We start from the raw sequence: 21903 nt of genomic DNA, 5'->3' as shown, positions 1-21903 counted from the left end.
GAGCGTAAATATGGAAGATATGCAAGAGATATTAGAAGACTTCTTAGTAGAAGCTTTTGAATTAATTGAACAAATAGATCACGATTTAGTTGAGCTTGAAAGCAATCCAGAAGATTTAGAATTGCTTAACCGCATTTTCCGTGTTGCTCACACAGTTAAGGGAAGTTCAAGCTTTTTAAACTTTGATGTTTTAACAAAATTAACTCATCACATGGAAGATGTTTTAAACAAAGCTCGTCATGGGGAATTACTTATAACTCCTGATATTATGGACGTTGTTCTTGAGTCTATTGATATGATGAAGGATTTATTACATTGTATTAAAGATAATGGAAATGATACGGCTATTAATATGGATATTAATTCAATTTGCACACGCTTAACAGCAATTAGCGAAGGTAAAGTTTTAAGTGAAGTTCAATCAGAACCAAAAAGTTTAAATGAAAAAATTGAAGAATTAATAGAAAAAGATTCAAATAGTAATGAAGAAGAAGTTGATGTTAATTCTTTAAGTGCTGATGAAGTTGAAGCTGAAATTGAAAGATTATTAAAGCAAAGAAAAGCAGAAGATAAAGCAAGAAGAGAAGAAAAGAAAAAGAATGAAGCAGCAGCTGAGCCAAAAGTTGAAGCAAAAGCTGAGCCAAAAGTTGAAGCAAAAGCTGTTGAAAAACCAAGTGCGACAGATAAAGACAAGAGCTCAAGTAAACAAGCTCCAGTTGCAGCAGACAAAGGCAATTCTTCAAATATGGAACAAACCATTAGGGTTGAAGTAAAAAGACTTGATAACTTAATGAACTTAATAGGTGAGTTAGTTCTTGGTAAGAATAGATTATTAAAGATTTACGATGATGTTGAAGAAAGATATGAAGGCGAGAAATTTATTGAAGAATTAAATCAGGTTGTAAATCAACTAAGCGTTGTAACAACAGATATTCAACTAGCTGTAATGAAGACAAGAATGCAACCTATTGCAAAAGTATTCAATAAATTCCCAAGAGTTGTAAGAGACTTAAGCCGTGATTTAGGCAAGCAAATTGAGCTTGAACTTGAAGGTGAAGAAACTGAATTAGATAAATCAATCGTTGAAGAAATAGGCGATCCTATTATGCACATGATTAGAAACTCATGCGATCACGGGGTTGAATCAACAGAAGATAGAATTGCAGCAGGTAAGCCAGAAAAAGGAACAGTTCAACTAAAAGCTTACAATGAAGGAAATCACATTGTAATTGAAATTGCTGATGATGGTAAAGGTCTTGATGCTGAAGTATTAAGAGCAAAAGCTATTGAAAAGGGTGTTATTAGCGAAAGAGAAGCTGATAATATGAGTGATAAAGAAGCTTATGGGCTTATATTTAAGCCAGGATTTTCAACTGCTAAGCAAGTTACAAACGTAAGTGGTCGTGGCGTTGGAATGGACGTTGTAAAAACTAATATTGATAAGCTAAATGGTATTATTGAAGTAGATAGCGAGCTTGGTAAAGGAACTGTAATTAAGTTAAAAATACCTTTAACTTTAGCAATTATTCAATCATTGCTTGTTAAAACTCAAGAAGAATTTTATGCTATTCCACTTGCTAGTGTTCTTGAGACAGTTAGAGTTGCTATTGATGATATTTACACAATTGAAGGTAAAAACGTATTAAGATTAAGAGATGAAGTTTTATCACTTGTAAGGCTTAGTGACTTATTTGGTGTAAAACAAGTACTTGAAAATAGCGAACAAGCTTATGTTGTAGTTGTTGGTGCAGCTGCTTCAAAACTTGGAATTATTGTAGATACTTTAATAGGACAAGAAGAAGTTGTAATTAAGTCTATGGGATATTACTTACAAAATATCACAGGAATTGCAGGTTCAACCATTCGTGGAGATGGTAATGTTACCTTAATCGTTGATGTTGGTGCAATGATGGATATGGCTAAAGATGTTAAAGTAGATATTAAAGCAAGTAGCGAAAGCAGTGCAAAAGTTACTAAAGATAAGCCAAGTGATTATGTTGTTTTAGCTGTTGATGATTCTCAAATTGATAGGGGAATTATGAAAAAAGCTCTTGAGCCACTAGGCATTAAAGTAATTGAAGCAGCTAATGGTGTTGAAGCCCTAAACGTTGTAAAAAGCGGAGAGCATTCAATTGATGCAATGTTAATTGATATTGAAATGCCTAGAATGGATGGATACACACTAGCAGCAGAAATTAGAAAATATGCAAAATATAGAAATCTACCATTAATTGCTGTAACAAGTAGAACAAGTAAGAGTGATAGATTAAGAGGTGTAGAAGTAGGAATGACTGAGTATATTACAAAGCCTTATTCTTATGAATATTTAGAAAATGTAGTAAGAAAGAATTTAAAGTTAGGATAATGTAATGGAAAGATTAAATCAAGTTTTAAATAGACAGCAAGAGCAAGTAAAAGGCTCTTCAGCAAGAGATACTAAAGAAGAGCAAATTAGACAATTAGTAGGTTTTATGATAGATGAAGAAGAATATGCTATTCCGATTTTAAGCATTCAAGAAATAATAAAACCTATTGAATACACTAGGGTTCCTAGTGTGCCTGATTATGTTTTAGGTGTATTTAATATGCGTGGTAATGTTATTCCTTTAATTGATTTAGCTAAACGCTTTGGTTTAGGAAGCTCAAAACATACTCAACATACTAGATATATAGTATTAAAAGGTGAAGAAGGAAATATAGGTTTTGTTATTGATAAATTAACAGAAGCTATCAAAATTAAAGAGAGCAATATAGACCAACCACCTGAGACTTTATTAAAAGAAAAAGGTATGATTGAAGGTATTGGAAAGCAAGAAAATAGCATTCTTACCATATTAAAAGTTGAAGCTTTAATGAAAAGGGATTTTTAATGAGTGGATATAGCATTTGGTGTGATTTTATTGAAAATAGTTTTTTAGATAATGAATTTTTACAAATGCTAGCTAGTGGCACTATAAATGGTGCTACTAGTAATCCTAGTATATTTAAAAACGCAATTACAACTTCAGCTTATTATAAAGAAAGAATAAAACAATTAAATATTAAAAACAAAGAAGAATTATTTTTAGCTCTAGCTTTAGAAGATATAAAAAAAGCAGCCCTTAAAATGAGTTATTTATATGCAAAAGATAACAATAATGGTTTTATCAGTTTTGAAATAAATCCATTAAATAGTAATAATGCAGGTCTTAGTATTGCAGAAGGTTTAAAAATTGCTAATTTAATAAATATGCCAAATCTAATGATAAAAGTTCCGGCAACAAATGCAGGTTATGAAGTTATGAATACTTTGGCAAGTTATGGAATTAGCATTAATGCAACTTTAATTTTCTCACATGAACAAGCAAAAAAATGTAATGATGCAATAATTGAAGGTATGAAAAAATATAAAGCAAAAAATCCTAATGGAATAACAAACAAAGGTGTTGTTAGTATTTTTGTAAGCAGGGTTGATAGCTTATTAAATCATAGATATAGCGTAAAAAATCAAATAGGTATTCAAAATGCAATATATTCAGCATCTAAGGTGGATAGTGAAAATATTAGAGCTTTATTTGCTAGCACAGGAACCAAAAGTAATGATTTAAGTAAAGATTATTATTTAAAAGAATTAGAATTAAACAATACTATAAATACAGCACCAATCAATGCAATAAATGCTTATAGACCAAGTAAAAACATAAAGAATTTGAATCAGGAATTAATAACTTCATCAAAAGAATTTATATTCTCAACAATTAATGAAATAGAGTATGATAATGCATGTAAAAAGCTTTTAGATGATGGTTTAGTTCAATTTGAAAAAGCTTATATAGATATATTAGAAAATCTTTAAGGACTAGTATGGAAATAGATTTAGAGAATATCCGTTGGGAATTAAGAGATAGTTTAGATGGTTGGCTTAATACCTTAATTGACTTAGGTGGAAGCGATTTACACTTAAGTTCAAATTTAAATCCTAAAGGTAGAGTAAATGGTGAAATTAGTGAAATTGCACCAGAAATTGTAACTAGAGAAGATATGTTAGACTTATGTAAAGCTTTAACAAGAGGTGATTTTACGAGATTTGTAGATAATAAAAATATAGACTTTTCGTATGAACCAAAGAATAAAGATAAGTTTAAATATAAAGGCTCATTTCGTGTGAATTTATTTTTTACAATGAATGGACCAAGTGCAGTATTTAGAACCATTCCTGATACTATGCCAAGTTTTGAGGCTTTAAAACTGCCTGAAGTTATAAAAGATATTACTACAACAGAAACAAGAGGTTTAATATTAGTTACAGGTCCAACAGGTAGTGGTAAAACAACAACTCTTGCATCAATTATTGAATATATAAACCAAAATTATAATAGACATATTATTACTATTGAAGATCCAATTGAGTTTAAATATAAACCTGCAAAATCAATAGTAAATCAAAGAGCAATAGGACAAGATGCTTTAAGCTTTCAAGATGCTTTAAGAGCAGCTCTTAGAGAAGACCCTGATATTATTTTAGTTGGTGAGATGAGAGATTTAGAGACTATTGAAGTAGCAATGCACGCAGCAGAAACTGGACACTTAGTATTAAGCACACTGCATACAATTAATGCTCAAGAGACTTTAAACAGGGTTTTAGGAATGTTTCCTAAGGAAGAGCAAAACAGAATTAGAAGTTCATTTTCAGGCGTTTTAAGAGCTGTAATTTCTCAAAGATTATGTAAAACAACTGATGGTAAAAGAACTGCAGCTATTGAAGTTTTAAGAGGTAATGAGCGTATTAAAAGGCTTATTTTAGAAGGTAGAGAAAACTCAATAGGAGATGTTTTAAAAGAAGGCACTATGAAAATGCAAAGTTTTGACCAGCATTTATTAACTTTATATAAAAATGGCAGAATTACTGAAGAAGAAGCTTATGATAAAGCAAGTAATGCAAACGATTTGAAAGTTTTAATTGATGGTTATAAATTTGGTGAAGCTAAGAAAACTCAAACAAGTGCAAGTGTAGGTTTTCAATTTAAATTAGCACAAAAAGAAGAAAAAGAAGAACAAAAATAATTTATATTAAATATTTTAAGATAATATAAACGCTTATTTTTTATGAAAGGACATTTTATGTTAGAAGGACAAATTAGACAGAGTATTGGTAGAAAGTCAGCTAAAGCTGCTAGACAAGATGGTATGCTAATTGCAAATATCTATGGAAAAGGTGTTGAAAACATTCACGCAGTGTTTAAGACAAACGAATTTATTAAAGAAGTTCGCAAAAAAGACGGATTAATTTTCCCAGTTAAAGTTGATGGAAAAGTTTATGAAGTTGTAATCGTTGATTATCAACACCACCCAGTAACAAGTGAAATTAAGCACGTTGATTTAAAATTAGCTTTAAAAGGTGTAGAGAGCTTTTATATGGTTCCAGTAAAAGTTGTTGGAACTGCAAAAGGTCTTAAAAATAAAGGTGTTTTAATTCAATCAAAACGCCGTTTAAAAGTTAAGTGCAAAGCAGAAAACTTACCTAATTTCTTTGAATTAGATGTAACTGATTTAGATGTTGGCGATGCTTTACTTGTAAGAGATATTAAAGTTGCTGATAATGTAAAAATTATTGACGCAGGTCGTGTAGCTGTTGTTGGAGTAGAAAAAGCTAGATGATTTTAGTCGTAGGTCTAGGAAATCCTGGCGAGAAATACAAAAATACTCGCCACAACCTAGGCTTTATGTTAATTGATAAAATACTTGATTCTTCTTTTAAAAAACAAAATCTTAATTGCAACGCAGAATTGTATAAAAAACAAGATTTATTATTGTTAAAACCATTAACTTATATGAATAATTCAGGTGAAAGTGTTAAAAAAGTTGTAGATTTTTATAAGCCTGAGAGAATTATTGTTTGTCATGATGAAATGGATATTGGATTTTGCAAATTAAAGATTAAAAAAGGTGGTAGCTCAGGAGGGCATAATGGATTAAAATCTATTGATGCTTTAATAGGAAATGAGTATGAAAGGGTAAGGCTTGGTATTGGAAAGCCTCAATTTAAATATGAAGTTATTAATTATGTTTTAGATAATTTTAGTAAAGAAGAAGAAAAGGAATTACAAAGTTTTTTAGATTATTCAAAAGAAGCTTTAGAGTATCTTATATCAAATGATATTTTGAAAACTCAAAATAAATTCCATAATTAAACTTTACATGTTTATAATTAATTAATAAAATAAATATTTATTTAATAATCAATAAATTAAGAAAGAGAATGAAGATTTTAAAAGTATTAATTATAATTCTTACTATATTTAATATGAAATTATTTGCTAAACAAGATTATAGCTGTTTGCAATTTGAAAGCGTTGAGCAATTTAAACAAAAGAGCTTAACAGCTTTACAATTAGCATTTAGTGATATTGATGCTATGATTTTTAGCAAGATTTTTCAAATTCATGAAATAAATGAAATTAGCAATGATAAAATAAATAAAATTAGCAAGTGTGAAGTATCATACACGGTAATTCCTATGGAAAGGTATGAAGCTTTAGGCTATTTATATTCAATAGGAAATGATTATTCAGAGTTTAAAAATATATTATATGGTTTAATAAATGAAGATAAGCACGAAAGAGAAAGATTTATTTCAAAGCTTAAAAAACTTACTTTAATATTGCCAAAATCAACTTATGTTTCAAAATATACAAATAAAAAAATAGAAACAAAAATAGCTAAATTTTCAATTTTTGAACTTTTTAGACAGCAAATCCAAAATAACTAAAAAAACGCTTTATTATTTTACTTTATACATTTATAATTCGCGCATTTTTTAAACAAGGAAAATTAATGGCGGAAATAAAAGTTCAAGACTATACTTTAAAAGCTTTTGATTTAAAAGCTAAGGATTTAATGCAGCAATATTTAAATGATTTTGATGTAAATGTAAGTGATTATTCATTTTGTGCTAATTATATTTGGCTATCAAAATCTAGCGGTTTTTATGCGATTATTAATAATACATTTTGCTTATTTGTTATGAATGGTGGAGAGCTTTCTATGTTATTACCGCCACTTGGCAAGCCAAAAGATTGTTATGAGAGTATTCCTGAATGTTTTAAGATTATGAATGAAAATAATTCATCTAATTATTATTCAAGAATTGAGTATGTATGTGATAGTTTTTTAGAAGGTTTTATTACTTACACAAATGAAGGAGAGGTTATTTTTAGCTCTCTTGATAATTATGTAATAGAAAAAAAATTAGCAGATTACATTTATGTAAGTGATGATTTAATAGAGCTAAAAGGCAATTCTTATCATACAAAAAGAACAGAAATTAATAAATTTAAAAGAGTTTATCCTAATTACTTAGTAGAAGTTTTAGATTGCAAAAAACACAGCGAAGATATAAGAATATTATTTGATAAATGGGTAAGCGATAGAATAAAATATGTGCCAAAAGCTGAAGTTGATGCGTTCTTAGATGGTATTTATCAAGAAAGATTAGCAATTAAAAGATGTTTGCAAGATTATGAAGCACTTGGCTTAGTTGGTCTAGTAATTTATATTAACGATGAATTGAAAGGCTTTACAATCGGAGAAAAGATTTGCAGTGATACAGCAAGTGTTTTGATTGAAAAAACAGATTTTGAAGTATTAGGCTGCGCTCAATTTATTTTCAGAGAATTTTCAAAATATTTAAAAGATAAATTTGATTGTAAATACATAAATGTAGGTGATGATATGGGATTTGAAAATCTAAAAAAAGTAAAAATGTCTTATCGCCCAGAAAAAATCATTCCAAAATACACAATTTATCAAAAATTATGATTATAAAAGCTAATAAAAATCATTTAGATTCATTGCTTTATTTAGAAGAGATGTGTTTTAAAAATGATTGTTTTAAATTAAGTAGGGCGAATTTTTTATATCACATAAAAAAAGAAAATATTTTAATCTATTTAAAAGATGAAAAAGTTGTAGCATATATTCTAAGCATAACTTATAAAAACAGCATTAGAATATATTCTTTAGCAGTAGATAAAAATTATCAAAATATGAGTTTAGCAACTAAGCTTTGTGAAAATATTATAAATAATTCAAATAAAAAGATTTATTTAGAAGTTAGAAAAAGCAATGAAAAAGCCATTAGATTATACGAAAAATTAGGCTTTAAATATCAAAAAATACTTAAAAATTACTATTTTGATGAAGACGGAATAAAAATGTTAAGAGAATTTGAAATAGGAAATTAAATCCTATTTCAAATTCCTTTTGTATAAAAAGATTTATTTTATCCTATTTTTTACAACATTTATTTAAAAAAATTCCGTAATATTTCATAAAGGATTAAAATGATTAAAATTATGAAAACTAAGGCTATTTTAGACTTTAGCCGTGATGATTTTTTGCAGATTAATAAGACTTTAGTATTTGATGAAAAAATTATAAAAATATGTGATTTTGATGAAGCTATTAAAGAATACAAAAACGCTCATATTATAGACAAAAGCGAGTTTATAATAAGTCCAGTTTTGTGTAATTTGCATTCACATTTAGAGTTTTGTTTATCAAGACTTTATTATGGAGATTTTGCAAAATGGCTTGAAAGCATAATTGCAAATAGACAAAATTATGATAAAGATAAATTAAATCAAGAAATAAAAAATCAAATTAATATTATGCTAAAAAGCGGAGTAGGGTATTTAGGAGAGATTTCTAGTTTTGGTGCAAACCTTGAAAGCCTATCAGAAAGCCCAATAAAGAGCATAATTTTTCATGAGATTTTAGGTGCAAATGATGAAGCAATATCTAAAAATATTGATTTTTTTGAAGAAAGATTTTCAAGATTTTCAAATTTAAACAATCATATTTCATTGCATAGCCCTTATTCAATTTGCGATAAGACTTATGATTATGCTATTAATTTTGCTAAAAAAAATGATTTATTAATAAGCACTCATTATTTAGAAAGTCCTTATGAATTAGAGCATTTAAAAGGATATAAAAATAATCTTAGTTCATATCTAGCAAGATTTAATCCGAGCTTAATTACAAAGGATTTTTTAAGCGGATTTGATGATTTAAAGGCGATTTTTACACATTGTAATTATGTTGATGATTTTAGTATTTTTAAATCTCATCACATAATAACGTCTTGCCCTAGGTCTAATAGGTTTTTAGGCTCTCGTGCATTAAGGTTTAAAAATCTTTTAGAAAATAAATTAAACTTTAGTTTAGGAACAGATGGGCTTAGCTCAAACAATACTTTAAATATGTTTGATGAGCTTAGAGCCTTTTTATATATACAAAGTGATTTTGAATTAAATGAACTAGCTTTTCTACTTTATAAGGCTGTTTGTTTTGATAATTCTCATTTGTTTTTAGATGGTTTAAAGCCATTTAGCAAAGGTGCTAGTGCTGATTTTATCATTTTAGATGATTTTGGATATTTAAATGATAATTTACTAGCTCAAATTATATTAAGAACACAAGAAATTAAAAATATGTATTTAGATGGAAAGGAAATTATATGAATGTAGTTTTAGCAATGAGTGGTGGGGTTGATAGCTCTTATACGGCTCTTATGCTTAAAGAAAAAGGTTTTAATGTAAGCGGTGTTTATATGAAATTACACGGCCGCCCTAATTATCACGAAAAAAACATAGAAAACGGACAAAGGGTTGCTGATTTTTTAGGAATATCTTATGAAGTGCTTGATTTTACTAAAGAATTTAACGATGCTGTATTTAATCCTTTTATTAAAACCTACGAAGCAGGACTTACTCCAAACCCATGTGCTTTATGTAATAAAAATATAAAATTAGGAGCTTTATTAGATCACGCAAAGAGCAAAAATGCAAAACTAGCAACAGGACATTACGCTCAAATTGAAAATGGCATGCTTAAAAAAGCCATCGATTTAAGTAAAGACCAAACATATTTTCTAGCAAATGTAACTAAGCAAAGTTTAGAAGATGTGCTTTTTCCTTTAGGGGATAAGTTTAAAAAAGACATAAAAGAACAAGCCCTAAAAATCCCTATGCTAAAGTCTATTAGCGAGCAAAAGGAAAGCTCAGAAATATGCTTTGTAACTACAAACTACACCGATGTTTTAAAAGAGCATGTAGAGGTTAATCAAAAAGGCTTTGTAAAAAATACAAAAGGCGAAATCGTAGGAGAGCATGATGGCTATATGCATTATACTATCGGCAAAAGGCGTGGATTTAGCGTAAAGGGTGCATTAACCCCGCATTATGTTCTAAAAATAGACGCAAAAGCAAATGAAATAATAGTAGGCTCTAAAGAAGAATTATTTGTAAAAGAATTTGAATTAGGAAATATAAACGCATTTTGCGATTTTGATGAGCTAGAATGTAAAGTAAAAATTAGATATAACACAAAAGAAGTTCCTTGTAAATTAATCAAAAAAGAAAAAAAGGTATTATTAGAAGAAAGCGTATATGCTTTAGCGAAGGGACAATTAGCAGTATTTTATCAAGGTGATTTAGTAGTAGCAAGTGGCTTTATAGTATAAAGGATGAAAATGAAGAAGGAATTGGTATTTAATAGGGAATTATCTTGGCTTAAGTTTAATTCAAGGGTGCTTGATCAATGTAATAAAAAAATCCCACTTCTTGAAAAATTAAGATTTATTAGCATATATTGCACTAACTTAGATGAGTTTTATATGATTAGGGTTGCTGGGCTTAAGCAACTTTTTGCAGCTGGTGTTGTTCCACAAAATGAACTCCCACCGCTTGAGCAATTAAATGCTATTAGAGATTATTTGCATGATGAAAAAGATACTTTAGAAAAAAACTATTTTCAAATAATGAGCGAGTTAGCAACAGCAGGGGTTGAGCTTAAAAGCTACAATGATTTGACTAGAAATCAAAAAGGAAGAGCAAAAGAGTATTTCTTTAGCACAATAATGCCTGTTATCGTTCCTATTGCAGTGGATTCAACTCACCCATTTCCACCGCTTAATAATTTATCTTTTTCATTAGCTGTAAAGCTAAAAAGCGAAGATGAAAAGCATGATAAGTTTGCAATGGTTAGAATTCCTAGAGTATTGCCTAGATTTTTTGAAGCTGATAGAGGGCTTTTCGTTCCTATTGAAAGCGTTGTAAAAGAGCATTTAGAAGATATTTTTCCAGGTTTTACAATGGTAGAAAGTGCTGCTTTTAGGGTTACTAGAAATGCTGATATTATTATTGAAGAAGAAGAAGCAGATGATTTCATGATGTTGCTTGAGCAAGGCTTAAAGCTTAGAAGAAAAGGTGCTTATGTAAGAATTCAAATAGAAAATGGTGCAAGTGAAGAGATAAAAAACTTTTTAAGTATGCATCTTAAAGTATTTAATAAAGACATTTACGAATACAAAACCCCACTTGCACTTTCATCAATGCTACAAATCGTAAATAATAAACAATTAAGCCATTTATGCCACGCATCTTATGTGCCAAAGATTTTGCCACCATTTGATGAGAATGTAAGCGTATTTGAAGTAATTGATAAGCAAGATATTTTGTGTTATCAACCATATGAGAGCTTTGATCCGGTTGCAAGTTTTATCAAAGAAGCTAGCAAAGATCCTAAAGTAATTTCTATTAGAATGACGCTTTATCGCTTAGAAAAGAATAGCCAAATTATAAAAGCTTTAATGGACGCTGCAAACGATGGTAAGCAAGTTACTGTTATGGTTGAGTTAAAGGCTCGTTTTGATGAAGAAAACAACCTTTATTGGGCAAAAGAGCTAGAAAATGCAGGAGCTCATGTAGTATATGGAATAGCAGGTTTTAAAGTTCATGCAAAAATTACTCAAGTAATACGCCAGCTAGATGATGGAACTCTTAAGTTTTATGCACATTTAGGAACAGGCAATTATAACGGCGTATCAGCTAAGGTTTATACAGATGTAAGCTTTTTTACTTCTAATTTTGATATTGCAAATACCGATATAACAGCGTTTTTTAACATACTTACGGGGTATTGTAAAAACAAGCGTTTAAAGACTTTATCAATGAGTCCATTTCAAATAAAAGAGCAGATTTTAAAAATGATTAAAACTGAAAGCCTAGCAGGTAAAAAAGGCGAAATCATAATGAAGATGAACTCACTTGTTGATGAAGATATCATAAAAGCACTTTATGAAGCATCAAATAAGGGTGTTAGTATAGATTTAATCGTTCGTGGGATTTGTTGTCTTAAGCCAAATCTTAAAGGCTTTAGTGAAAACATAAGAGTAAGAAGTATAGTTGGAAAATATCTTGAGCATGCTAGAATTTTTTATTTTAAACACGCAACTCCGCAGTATTATATAAGCAGTGCTGATATGATGCCAAGAAATTTAGAGCGAAGATTAGAGCTTATGACGCCTATATTAAATGAGAGTTTGCATGCGAAATTAGCTGAGATTTTAAGGCTTCAATTAAGCGATAATCAATTAGCTTATACTTTAGATGAAAACGGTGTTTATACAAAGGTGCAAAAAGATGAAAAAGCCCTTGATTCTCAAGAGACTTTTGAAAACTATGTAAGTGGTATTTACAAAAGCTTTAAAAAAGGTCGTGATAAGGCAAAAGCAAACCAAATGGCTCAAAAATTCTTTAGAGAAAATTAGAATTTGAATTCGGAATTTGAGTTTAGAAAAATCCAAATTCCTATTTCAAATTCTTTTTCAATACCTTTCTTAATATCTAAAATATTTTTCATTTATATTATTGATTTAATAAATATCAAAAATATTTAAAATCTAAATTCTGATTTTAAATTCTTTGTAATTTAATACAAAATGTTACAAATCACTAAAAATTTTTAATAAAAATATAAAAATTAATTTATTAATAAAAAATATTTTAATAAATTTATTATAAATATTTTTATTTTTATTGTTTATAAATATTTTATAAAAAGTTAAAATATTTAAATATTATTTAAAATTAATCCTTTAGTCTTTTTATGAATTATCATTATTGCCATTTTTTTTTTTTTTTTTTTGTAAATGTCGGCATATAAAGTTCTTTAATATTGTTTATTTTATATTTAATATTTATTAATGATAATTTATATTAAAAATAATTATTATTTTATTTTTTAAGTTTAGTTTTATAATCAAACAACTATCATAAAGGCTCAATTTTAAATTATTTTAAGGAGACTTTATGAAAAAGCGTAACAAACCTGTTGCTGGGGGGGGTATTTTAAAGTTATCTCTTGCAGCTAGTGCATTAATCTTCTCTCAAGGCTTAATTGCTGAAGAACTACAAACCTCAAATGACAACACACAATTAGAAAAAACAAAGGAAACAAACTCACAAAATACAGATGTATCATCTTTAAACTCAGCTGGAATTCAAACAACTGATGAAGGTTCAAAAACTACTGATGAAGGTTCAAAAGTAGATGAAGGTTCAAAAACAACTGATGAAGGTTCAAAAACTACTGATGAAGGCTCAAAAGTAGATGAAGGCTCAAAAGTAGATGAAGGCTCAAAAGTAGATGAAGGTTCAAAAGTAGATGAAGGCTCAAAAGTAGATGAAGGCTCAAAAGTAGATGAAGGTTCAAAAACTACTGATGAAGGCTCAAAAGTAGATGAAGGCTCAAAAGTAGATGAAGGTTCAAAAGTAGATGAAGGTTCAAAAACTACTGATGAAGGCTCAAAAGTAGATGAAGGTTCAAAAACAACTGATGAAGGCTCAAAAACTACTGATGAAGGTTCAAAAACAACTGATGAAGGCTCAAAAACTACTGATGAAGGTTCAAAAGTAGATGAAGGTTCAAAAACTACTGATGAAGGCTCAAAAGTAGATGAAGGTTCAAAAGTAGATGAAGGTTCAAAAACTACTGATGAAGGTTCAAAAACAACTGATGAAGGCTCAAAAGTAGATGAAAGTCATATAGATAAACAAGACCCAACAGTAGAGACAAAAGACCCTGATGAGCCGAAGAAAGAAGAGCAGGTAGATGAAAGCCAAAAAGGTGAAGCTGGTAAAGGTGATGGCTCAAATGTAGATGAAACTCCAAAAACTGAAGATAAAAAAGAAGAAGTTAAAGAGCCAGAATCAGGTAAAGAAGATGCAAATAAAGAAGATACAAGCAAAGGTGAAGAAGATAGCAAAAAAGATGAAGCTACTAAACCAACTGAGCCTGATGTAAGCACTCCAGAAACTAAGCCAGAGCCAAGTCCTGAAGAAGTTAAAAAAGAGCAATTAATCAAGCAAACAGAAGAAATTGTGAAAAATTTAGGCAATTTAGGAAATATGGCAAAAGATGCAGTAAGTAAGCTTGTAACAATTCTAGTAGATAGTGGAGTAAAAGATTTAGCAACATTTGATGCAAATAAATTAGACGCTACTACAAAAGCAAAAGTTCAAGATGCAGCAAATACAGTAGCAGCAAAAGTAATTGATAATGAAAAAACAAATATCGCAAGCAACGCTCTAGGTGCATTTAATGTTCAAATTAACAATATGAACAAGCGTTTAGGTGAGATTAGAGGTCTAAATGGCGAGATTGGAACTTGGTTTAGAGCTTATGGCGGAAGATTTAGCGATAATAGTAAGCATATTAATTTCTACTCAACTCAATTTGGTGCTGATAAGATGACTAATTTAAGCGATGCTGATGTTATTACTGGTGCTGTATTAGGATTTGATAAAGTTAATGCTGATACTAAAGCAAAAGGCTTTAATATAGGCTTATACGGAAGTTATATCCATAATAATGGTCTATTTGTTGATAGCGTTTTAAAATATGCAAATACAAGCTTTAAAAAGACTGGTGTAGAGTTCAAAAAACAAAACTCAGTATTATTAAGTGTTGAGGGTGGTTATAGAGCTAAGATTAACGATAAAGCTTATGTAGAGCCAAGTTTAGAAGTAATCACAGGTCATGTAGGCAAGTATGAAGCTAAGAGCAAAGCAAATACAATAAGCGTTAAATCATTTACACCAATTATGATTAAGCCTCAAGTTTATACAGGTATAGAACATAAAGACTTTGTATTTAGAGCTGGAGTTGGTGCTGTGGTAAATGCGAAAAAACAAGAAGCTGATATAGTAATCAATAATATCGTAAATGGAATTGATGCTAAAGCTAAAACTAAGTTAAATAGCAATAATCACGGATTTGTAAGCGTTGGCGGTAGCTATAAAGTAAATGATAATCTAAGAATTAACTTAGGTGTAGAAAAGAGCTTCGGAAGTAAGTTCAAAAAAGATTATGAAGTAAATACTACTATTAGATATACATTCTAATATTATTCGTTTTTCCTTCTTGTAAAAAGTTAGGTAGGGTTTATCCCTACCTATTTAATATTAAAAATTTTAATTCTTATTTTGATTTTTTATTTGTATCTTAAAATTTTAAAAAGTTAAAAAATAATATTTCAAAAGCTACTTGCATTATGATTATCGTTTGTGATTGATTTTAATAATATTTTTATTAGTGTTTAAAATAATTTTAATTCAAATTCCTAATTCAAATTCCAGAAATTTTGCAAAGAATTTGAAATAGGAATTATGATTTTTGATTGTTTAGTTTTAAAAGTTCTTGTTTTGCTTTTTCTAAATCATCAAGATTTAAGACAAAATCATAATCTTTAGGCTTTTTATAAACTTTATCATAATAATTAACTAAAAGGATTTTTGCTACATTTTCTAAGTCGTTTTTCTCATAAAACGAGCTTAAATCATTTACTAAGGCATTTCCTAAATACTGCTTTAATCTCTCAAGGCAAAAATAAAAAAACTCCTTGCTAATGCTCTTATAATCACTCACGCAATTATTTATTCTAGTTTCTAAACTAGCTTCACAAAATACCTTAATCCCGCTATTCATTTGCTCGTAAAAATTATTAAATAATACTATTTGACCTATGTTTTTACTCTCTGCTTCTATGAAGACTTTTTCATTTTTTAAGGCTTTTAGTTTTGAGATTAGATTAATGTCAAATTGCTGTTGGCTAGGCTGAGAAAAGCCACGAGAACCAAAGGTTGAGCCTAAATGATGAGCTAAACCTTCTAAATCAATTTTATTATCAAGTATTTTTAAAAGCCTTGTTTTTCCACAAGCTGTATTGCCTGATAAACTTACAAAATTAGGATTTTTATAAGTGTTTAAAAAATCTATCATCTCATTTCTTAAAGACTTAAAACCGCCTTCACACTTATAAACTTCATATCCGATTTCGCTTAAAATATGACCTATCGCACCACTTCGCTGACCGCCTCTAGCACAATATATATAGATTTTATCTTTATGTGGATTTGCTAGTTTTTCAATCTTTTTAAGATGAATGCTAGTGTTTTTACATATTAAACTAGCTCCTAATAATTTTGCATGAAATTTATTATTAGCGTATTTTGTCCCAACTATTTCATGCTCATTATCATTTAGTGCGTAAAAGTTAAAAGCCTTTTTTAAATGAGCTTTTTTGTATTCGCTAGGACTTCTTGCGTCTATTAAAATATTTTTATCTAAATTAAAAAAATCTTTTGCATTAATTATTTGCATTGTAGTTTTTAAAACTCTCTTTTATTTTTAAATATAATTTATCGCTGCTAGTTCCTAGCACTCTAGTATCACAAATAGTAGTAATAAAATTAGTATCCTTATACCATCTAGGTAATACATGTAAATGCAAATGCTTTGCAATTCCAGCACCTGCTGCATCTCCAAGGTTAAATCCTATATTTACACCTTGAGCTTTTAGGGTTTTTAGCATTATGTTTTCTGCAAATCTTGCGATTTTTGCCATTTTAAGCCAAGTATTTTCATCTAATTCATTTAAAAATTCACAATGTTTTTTAGGTGTTATTAGAATATGCCCTGGAGAATAAGGGTATTTATTCATCAAAACCCTACAATCATCATCTTCATAAACTAAAACTTCGCTATCTTCACAAAAAGGGCACAAACTTCTATCTTCGTTAAAGTATTTATCTCTCCAAGGAGCATTAAGATATTGCATGTAAAATTCCTTTATATTTAGTATCTGGAACGTTTTTTAATAAATCAATATTAGCTACAAAAATATCAAACTGCTTTATGGTAGCTTTGAATAAATCAATATTATTTTTTGCCAAAAACGCTAAGCTAAAACCGCAATTTTTAGCTAAATTTAATAAATCTTTATCACATATTTTATCCAAAATAATCCCATCAGCCCCATAAACACTAGCTTTAATAAGCTCATCTTCGCTTAAATTATTAGAATAAAAAAATAAATGCTTTTTGCTATATCTTCTAGCATATCCTAACTCATCAAAATCACTCGTAATAAAAGCATCATTAAGATCGTTTAAATCATAAGAAAAATTAATGATTTTAGCTTTAAAATCGCTTAAATCCTTTGGATAAAATAGGTTAAAACTAAGACTTTTTATTAATATATCTTTGCTTAATTCTTGCATTTGTTTATCCTGTTATTGTGTAAAATTACTTCGTTTTCTTTATTAACTTCTTCGTTTTGCATTACTTTTTGCATTATTATTTTAGCGTTTTTGCAATCGTTGATTAAATAATATCCCCAAGCTAAAGTATCAAGAAAATAAGCATTATTTGGTTCGCTTTCTAAAGCTTTTTTAACTAATTTTATGCCTTTATTAATATCAATTTTTTTATCAATTATTGTATAAGCATAAATATTTAGCATATTAGCACTTACTCCGCCTTTTGCTACTAATTCATCAAGTTTAAAATAATCAAAATCAAAAGGATTATCTAGCATTTCATAGATGTATGATTCAACCAAATATGAATTATTACTTGTCTTTAAGGCTTTTTGCATAAATGATTTGCTTAGTTTTTTATAATCTTTAAGATTAAAATATATTTTTAATGCCAAATCTTCATCTAAATTTGCAATTTTTAATAATTCATCTTTTTTATTATTCTCAAGTAATTTTTGAGCTAGGCTTGATAAAATATCTATATTTTTAGTATATTCATAAAGACTAAGCCCAAGGGTGTTAAATTCTTTTAAATATTTTTTATTATTTAATTCATATAAAGCATTAAATCTATAAAGTAAAAATAAAGAATAATCAGGCTCATTTGGAATATTTCTAGTATATTTTTCTACATTTTTAAAATCTTTTTCTTTAATTAGTTTCATAATAAAATCAGAATATGATTTAGGGTCAAGCCTTACTATTTTATCCCACATACCAAGCTCTTTTAAAGCGTTTAACCTAAGGGCTAAAAATGGTGCTTGTTCTTCATCGGCTTTATTATTTGCTTCGGCAATTTTATTGATATTTTCGGTTAGCTTTACAACTTCTTTATAATTTTTATTTGCGTTTAGCATTTCAAGGTATAGATATAAAGAGTATGGATTTTCATATTTTTTATAGTATTTTTTGCTAATTTCTAAGGCATCTTTTGTAAGACCTTGATTAAACAATTCTTTACTCATAGCGTTTGCTAGATTATAATCTTCGTTTTTATTAATGAATTCAAAATATTGTTTTTTAGCGTTTTTATAGTCTTTTTTCTCAATTAATTTTACTATATCAATTTTTTTAATTAAGTCATTATTGCTATCAATTTTTCTTAATTCATCAATTTCAAATTCCGAATTCAAATTCCCTAAAAATGCTTGTCTAATAGCCTCTTCTAAATAGGCTTTTAGCTTTGTTTTATTATAAAGTTCTTTATAAGCTTGATTTGATTGTTTAGGATTTATAGATTCGTTTAATAAAGCCTCTAGCCTTAATTCATCAAGGTTACTTGCTAAAAGTAAAGTAGAAAAACATATTAATATTATTTTACTCCAATACATTCTTTTTTAAGCTCCTTTAAATTACTTTTAAAATATTCCCAAAAAGGAAAGGTTCTACACTGATTTGGTCTTGCTTCATAAACGCCACAATTTTTATTCACTTCATCAAAAAATATACAAGCAAAACCATCTTTATATGGCTTTTCTATAAGGCTAAATCTAACCCCGACTTTAATGCAATATTTATTTACAAAATCATTAAAATTAAGTTGTTTTAGCTGTGATAATTGTATTATTTCATCGCTTGTTAAAAATATATATCCACTCTTACCAGTGCAGCATTTACCGCCACAACTTTCGCATTTAGTCTCATCAAATGAGTAAGGATAATCTTTATTGTAAATCATAACTATGCACCTTGATATTTTGATAAATATTATTTAATTCTTCGCTTAAGCCATTATCTTCATGGCAGATTAAAGCGGGTAATATTTGTATATCGCTTTTACTAAGTTTTCTTGCTTTTATTAATACTAAGTTTGCAGTTTTATCTATTTTAGTATGAATAAATCTTATTTTTTCACATTTTAATTTTGTATTTTGCATAAGTTGAAATATCAAATCAATTTTTTTAGCATCATAACAAAAATACAAAAACCCGTGTGGTTTTAATAATTTATCACAGCTTTTTAAAAATATTTCTAAAGGCATAAAATCAATATGCCTTGAAGTATTTAAGTGCTTGTTACTTGCTTGCATTTTTGAATAAAACGGCGGATTAGAGATTATAAAATCATAGTGGTTATAAACTTTATAATCTTTAATATCGCTTAAAATTACTTGATAATTTATATTATTTTCTTTGAAATTAAGTTCGCATAATTTCGCATTTTCTTCTTGAATGTCTAGTGCGTCTATTTTGATATTTTTGTTTTCGCTCATTAATATGCTTAATATTCCACTACCTGTGCCTATATCAAGTCCTAAGCCTTTTAGTTTATCAGCTCTTATAAAATCATATAAAATTAAGCTATCACTATTGTAGCGATAGCCATTTTTATATTGATAAATTATCATTTATAAACTCTTAAAATAAAGCCTTTTTTGTTATCTTTTGAATACTCAGGCTCTAAACTAGAGCTAATTAAAGCATTAGGAACTTTTGATTTTATGTAATTTGCTGCGCTTTTTGTTCTATCTTTAGAAAGTCCAAAATTTGCTAAGCGAGTAAGTCTTTGCACTTCTTTTGTAGCCATATGAACGCCATCAATAGCACTTAAACTCTTAAAGCCACTATCATCTATTATAGGAGTAATTTCATATAAGTAGTTTTGATTATATTTGCTTAAGAACTTATCAAGTGCTAAACTACAAGTTTTGCTAAGTCCTATAACTCCTGATTTAATATCATCACAAATAAAAGTATCTTGTAATTTTAGACTTGCAGTATTTAATGAGCTGCCTTTTTGTGCTAATTCAAGCTTTTTTTCTAGCTCTTGAATTTTTTCTTTTTTAGCAATTAATTCATTGTTTTCTTGGTTGTAATTATTTAGTGTTTTTAAATTAAGTTCATTTAATTGCTTTAATAATTTGTCTTTTTCTTCTTCTAAAGCTATGACTTTTTCTGAATTAGTGTCTTTGCTAATTGCTAGTTTTAATTGCTCTATTTCGTTTTCTAAACTTGTTTTTTCTTGTTTATTTCTATTTAACTCAAGCTCTTTTGCTGTTAAATCTTCTTTTAAAGCTATGTATTTTGCATTTAATTCATCATAAGCTTTTGAGCTTTCAAATAATTTATCATTTAAAGACTTAATATCATTTTGCTTATTGTTTAAACTATCGTTTTTGTATTTTAAAAACTCATTATTTATTTTGTTTAATTGAGTTGTTAGGTCAATTTTTTCTTTTTGTAAAGTGTCTAATTTAGCTTTTAAGTCTTTGTTATTTGAATTAGTTGTATTAAACTCATTATCAATTTTGTTTAATTTTGCTAAAGCTTCATTTAAATCTTTTTCTTTTTTCTTGATGTTTAATTCTAAATCTTTGTTTTTTAATTCAATGTCTTTTAAAGCTACTTCTGTTTTTGTATTTTTTTCTTGTAGTTTTACATTTGTTTCGCTAACTTTGTTTAGCTCTTTTGTTAGATTATCAAGAGATTTTTGGTTTTTATCGCTTAATTCTTTTATGGCTTTTGTTTGTTCGTTTTTTGTTTTTTCTAATTCTAATTTAGCTTGAAAAACTTCGTTTTTTAATTCATCTCTTTGTTTTTCAATGTTTTTTAAACCACTAAGCTTTTGCTCTAAATCATCTTTTACTTGATTTAGTTTTAAAATTGAAGTTTTTGCATCATCTAATTTTGCTTGAAGATTTTTATTATCTAAATTAAGCTTTACAAAATCTGAATTATTATTGCTCTTTAGTTCTTCGTTTAGTTTATTTGCTGCTTTTATTTCTTTGCTTAATTCTAAATTTTTTAAATTAAGATCATTATTTGTTTTGCTTAGCTCTGTATTAACACTTTCTAAGTTCTCAAGATTTTTTACCCTTTGTTTTAAGACATCATTTTCTTTTACTACATCGGTGTAATTTTTTTGATTTGCTACGATTTTAGCGTTTGCTTTATCAAGTTCATCTTGTAATTTTCTAGCTAAATTATCGTGTTCAAATTCGTCCATTTGTTTTTGATTGCTTAAAGTTCCTAATAAAGAGTTAAGGTTTTTTACTGCATTTTCTTTATCATTTAAACTAAGTTTTAGGCTATCGTTTTCGCTTTTATAATTTGCCAAATCTTCGTTTAATTTATCAATCATTTGCTGGAATGATATTTTATTATTTTCATTTACTAATAAACTTTCGTTATTTAGGCGATGAACTAATTCATTATTTTTAGTTTCTAATTGTTCGTTATGAGTTTTTAATTTTTCAATTTCCTGATACAAATTCTTTATTTCATCTGCGTTTGTTGAACTATTTTTTATGCTTTCAAGCTGTCTTGTTAGCTTTACTATTCTATCGTTTAAAATCTTATAATTTTGTTCTTCTAATTTTGGTAGCTTTATGTTGGTTGTTTTTTGTTCTTCTACTTTTGTTTCAACTGGTTTTGTATTTACAACTTCTTCTTTTTTAGTAGATGGGATTGTAAAATAAATCCCACCTAAAACAACAGCACAAGCACCTAAGCTATATAATGTTAAATTTTTCTTCAGCAA

General features: G+C 28.2%; 20 protein-coding genes. 13 read left to right on the top strand and 7 right to left on the bottom strand.

The features are described from left to right. Positions 1 to 10: 10 nt before the first annotated feature. The 13 genes from AVANS_RS06410 to AVANS_RS06350 all read left to right on the top strand — a co-directional run bounded on the left by AVANS_RS06410 (position 11) and on the right by AVANS_RS06350 (position 15227). Positions 11 to 2365: a chemotaxis protein CheW gene (locus AVANS_RS06410; protein ID WP_239817063.1), complete on the top strand. Its 2355-nt coding sequence runs from the start codon at positions 11 to 13 to the stop codon at positions 2363 to 2365. Positions 2366 to 2369: 4 nt separating this feature from the next. Next, positions 2370 to 2870: a chemotaxis protein CheW gene (locus AVANS_RS06405; RefSeq protein WP_239817062.1), complete on the top strand. Its 501-nt coding sequence runs from the start codon at positions 2370 to 2372 to the stop codon at positions 2868 to 2870. Continuing rightward, the gene (locus tag AVANS_RS06400; RefSeq protein WP_239817061.1) at positions 2870 to 3835 is read left to right on the top strand and encodes a transaldolase; all 966 of its coding nucleotides are present in this window, start codon (positions 2870 to 2872) and stop codon (positions 3833 to 3835) included. The genes AVANS_RS06405 and AVANS_RS06400 overlap by 1 nt, the downstream gene beginning before the upstream one ends. An 8-nt stretch (positions 3836 to 3843) precedes the next feature. After that, positions 3844 to 5043 carry a PilT/PilU family type 4a pilus ATPase gene (locus AVANS_RS06395; protein ID WP_239817060.1) on the top strand — a complete coding sequence of 400 codons (1200 nt, stop codon included), beginning with the start codon at positions 3844 to 3846 and terminating at the stop codon, positions 5041 to 5043. Between the two features lie 57 nt (positions 5044 to 5100). Further along, positions 5101 to 5637, top strand: coding sequence for a 50S ribosomal protein L25/general stress protein Ctc (locus AVANS_RS06390; RefSeq protein WP_239817059.1), 537 nt, complete (start codon positions 5101 to 5103; stop codon positions 5635 to 5637). Beyond that, a complete protein-coding gene (pth, locus tag AVANS_RS06385; protein ID WP_239817058.1) occupies positions 5634 to 6170 on the top strand; it encodes an aminoacyl-tRNA hydrolase in 537 nt (178 codons plus the stop codon). Before AVANS_RS06390 ends, pth begins: the two co-directional genes overlap by 4 nt. Before the next feature lie 68 nt (positions 6171 to 6238). Beyond that, positions 6239 to 6748 carry a hypothetical protein gene (locus AVANS_RS06380; protein ID WP_239817057.1) on the top strand — a complete coding sequence of 170 codons (510 nt, stop codon included), beginning with the start codon at positions 6239 to 6241 and terminating at the stop codon, positions 6746 to 6748. Positions 6749 to 6813: 65 nt separating this feature from the next. Continuing rightward, a complete protein-coding gene (locus tag AVANS_RS06375) occupies positions 6814 to 7797 on the top strand; it encodes a phosphatidylglycerol lysyltransferase domain-containing protein (RefSeq protein ID WP_239817056.1) in 984 nt (327 codons plus the stop codon). After that, positions 7794 to 8222 carry an N-acetyltransferase gene (locus tag AVANS_RS06370; protein WP_239817055.1) on the top strand — a complete coding sequence of 143 codons (429 nt, stop codon included), beginning with the start codon at positions 7794 to 7796 and terminating at the stop codon, positions 8220 to 8222. Before AVANS_RS06375 ends, AVANS_RS06370 begins: the two co-directional genes overlap by 4 nt. A 99-nt stretch (positions 8223 to 8321) precedes the next feature. Next, positions 8322 to 9503: an amidohydrolase family protein gene (locus AVANS_RS06365; protein WP_239817054.1), complete on the top strand. Its 1182-nt coding sequence runs from the start codon at positions 8322 to 8324 to the stop codon at positions 9501 to 9503. After that, the gene (gene mnmA / locus AVANS_RS06360) at positions 9500 to 10504 is read left to right on the top strand and encodes a tRNA 2-thiouridine(34) synthase MnmA (RefSeq protein WP_239817053.1); all 1005 of its coding nucleotides are present in this window, start codon (positions 9500 to 9502) and stop codon (positions 10502 to 10504) included. Before AVANS_RS06365 ends, mnmA begins: the two co-directional genes overlap by 4 nt. 3 nt (positions 10505 to 10507) lie before the next feature. Then, a complete protein-coding gene (locus AVANS_RS06355; protein ID WP_239817052.1) occupies positions 10508 to 12592 on the top strand; it encodes an RNA degradosome polyphosphate kinase in 2085 nt (694 codons plus the stop codon). A 541-nt stretch (positions 12593 to 13133) separates the two neighbouring features. After that, a complete protein-coding gene (locus AVANS_RS06350) occupies positions 13134 to 15227 on the top strand; it encodes an autotransporter outer membrane beta-barrel domain-containing protein (protein ID WP_239817051.1) in 2094 nt (697 codons plus the stop codon). Between the two features lie 262 nt (positions 15228 to 15489). Here the strand turns inward: AVANS_RS06350 and mnmH are convergent, their stop codons facing one another. The 7 genes from mnmH to AVANS_RS06315 are packed head-to-tail and all read right to left on the bottom strand — an operon-like array spanning position 15490 to position 21903. Beyond that, positions 15490 to 16485: a tRNA 2-selenouridine(34) synthase MnmH gene (gene mnmH / locus AVANS_RS06345; protein ID WP_239817050.1), complete on the bottom strand. Its 996-nt coding sequence runs from the start codon at positions 16483 to 16485 to the stop codon at positions 15490 to 15492. Then, a complete protein-coding gene (locus tag AVANS_RS06340; RefSeq protein ID WP_239817049.1) occupies positions 16472 to 16942 on the bottom strand; it encodes an HIT domain-containing protein in 471 nt (156 codons plus the stop codon). The genes mnmH and AVANS_RS06340 overlap by 14 nt, the downstream gene beginning before the upstream one ends. After that, positions 16929 to 17384: a hypothetical protein gene (locus tag AVANS_RS06335; RefSeq protein ID WP_239817048.1), complete on the bottom strand. Its 456-nt coding sequence runs from the start codon at positions 17382 to 17384 to the stop codon at positions 16929 to 16931. Before AVANS_RS06335 ends, AVANS_RS06340 begins: the two co-directional genes overlap by 14 nt. Next, positions 17372 to 18754 carry a hypothetical protein gene (locus AVANS_RS06330; RefSeq protein WP_239817047.1) on the bottom strand — a complete coding sequence of 461 codons (1383 nt, stop codon included), beginning with the start codon at positions 18752 to 18754 and terminating at the stop codon, positions 17372 to 17374. The genes AVANS_RS06335 and AVANS_RS06330 overlap by 13 nt, the downstream gene beginning before the upstream one ends. Then, positions 18736 to 19101: a YkgJ family cysteine cluster protein gene (locus AVANS_RS06325; protein WP_239817046.1), complete on the bottom strand. Its 366-nt coding sequence runs from the start codon at positions 19099 to 19101 to the stop codon at positions 18736 to 18738. The genes AVANS_RS06330 and AVANS_RS06325 overlap by 19 nt, the downstream gene beginning before the upstream one ends. Next, complete coding sequence (locus AVANS_RS06320) at positions 19088 to 19771, bottom strand: methyltransferase (protein WP_239817045.1); 684 nt, start codon at positions 19769 to 19771, stop codon at positions 19088 to 19090. Before AVANS_RS06320 ends, AVANS_RS06325 begins: the two co-directional genes overlap by 14 nt. Next, positions 19768 to 21903, bottom strand: coding sequence for a hypothetical protein (locus tag AVANS_RS06315; RefSeq protein ID WP_239817044.1), 2136 nt, complete (start codon positions 21901 to 21903; stop codon positions 19768 to 19770). Before AVANS_RS06315 ends, AVANS_RS06320 begins: the two co-directional genes overlap by 4 nt.

It is taken from the genome of Campylobacter sp. RM5004, from assembly GCF_022369455.1.
GTDB lineage: Bacteria > Campylobacterota > Campylobacteria > Campylobacterales > Campylobacteraceae > Campylobacter_E.
This window is presented reverse-complemented; position numbering and strand designations above follow the sequence as displayed.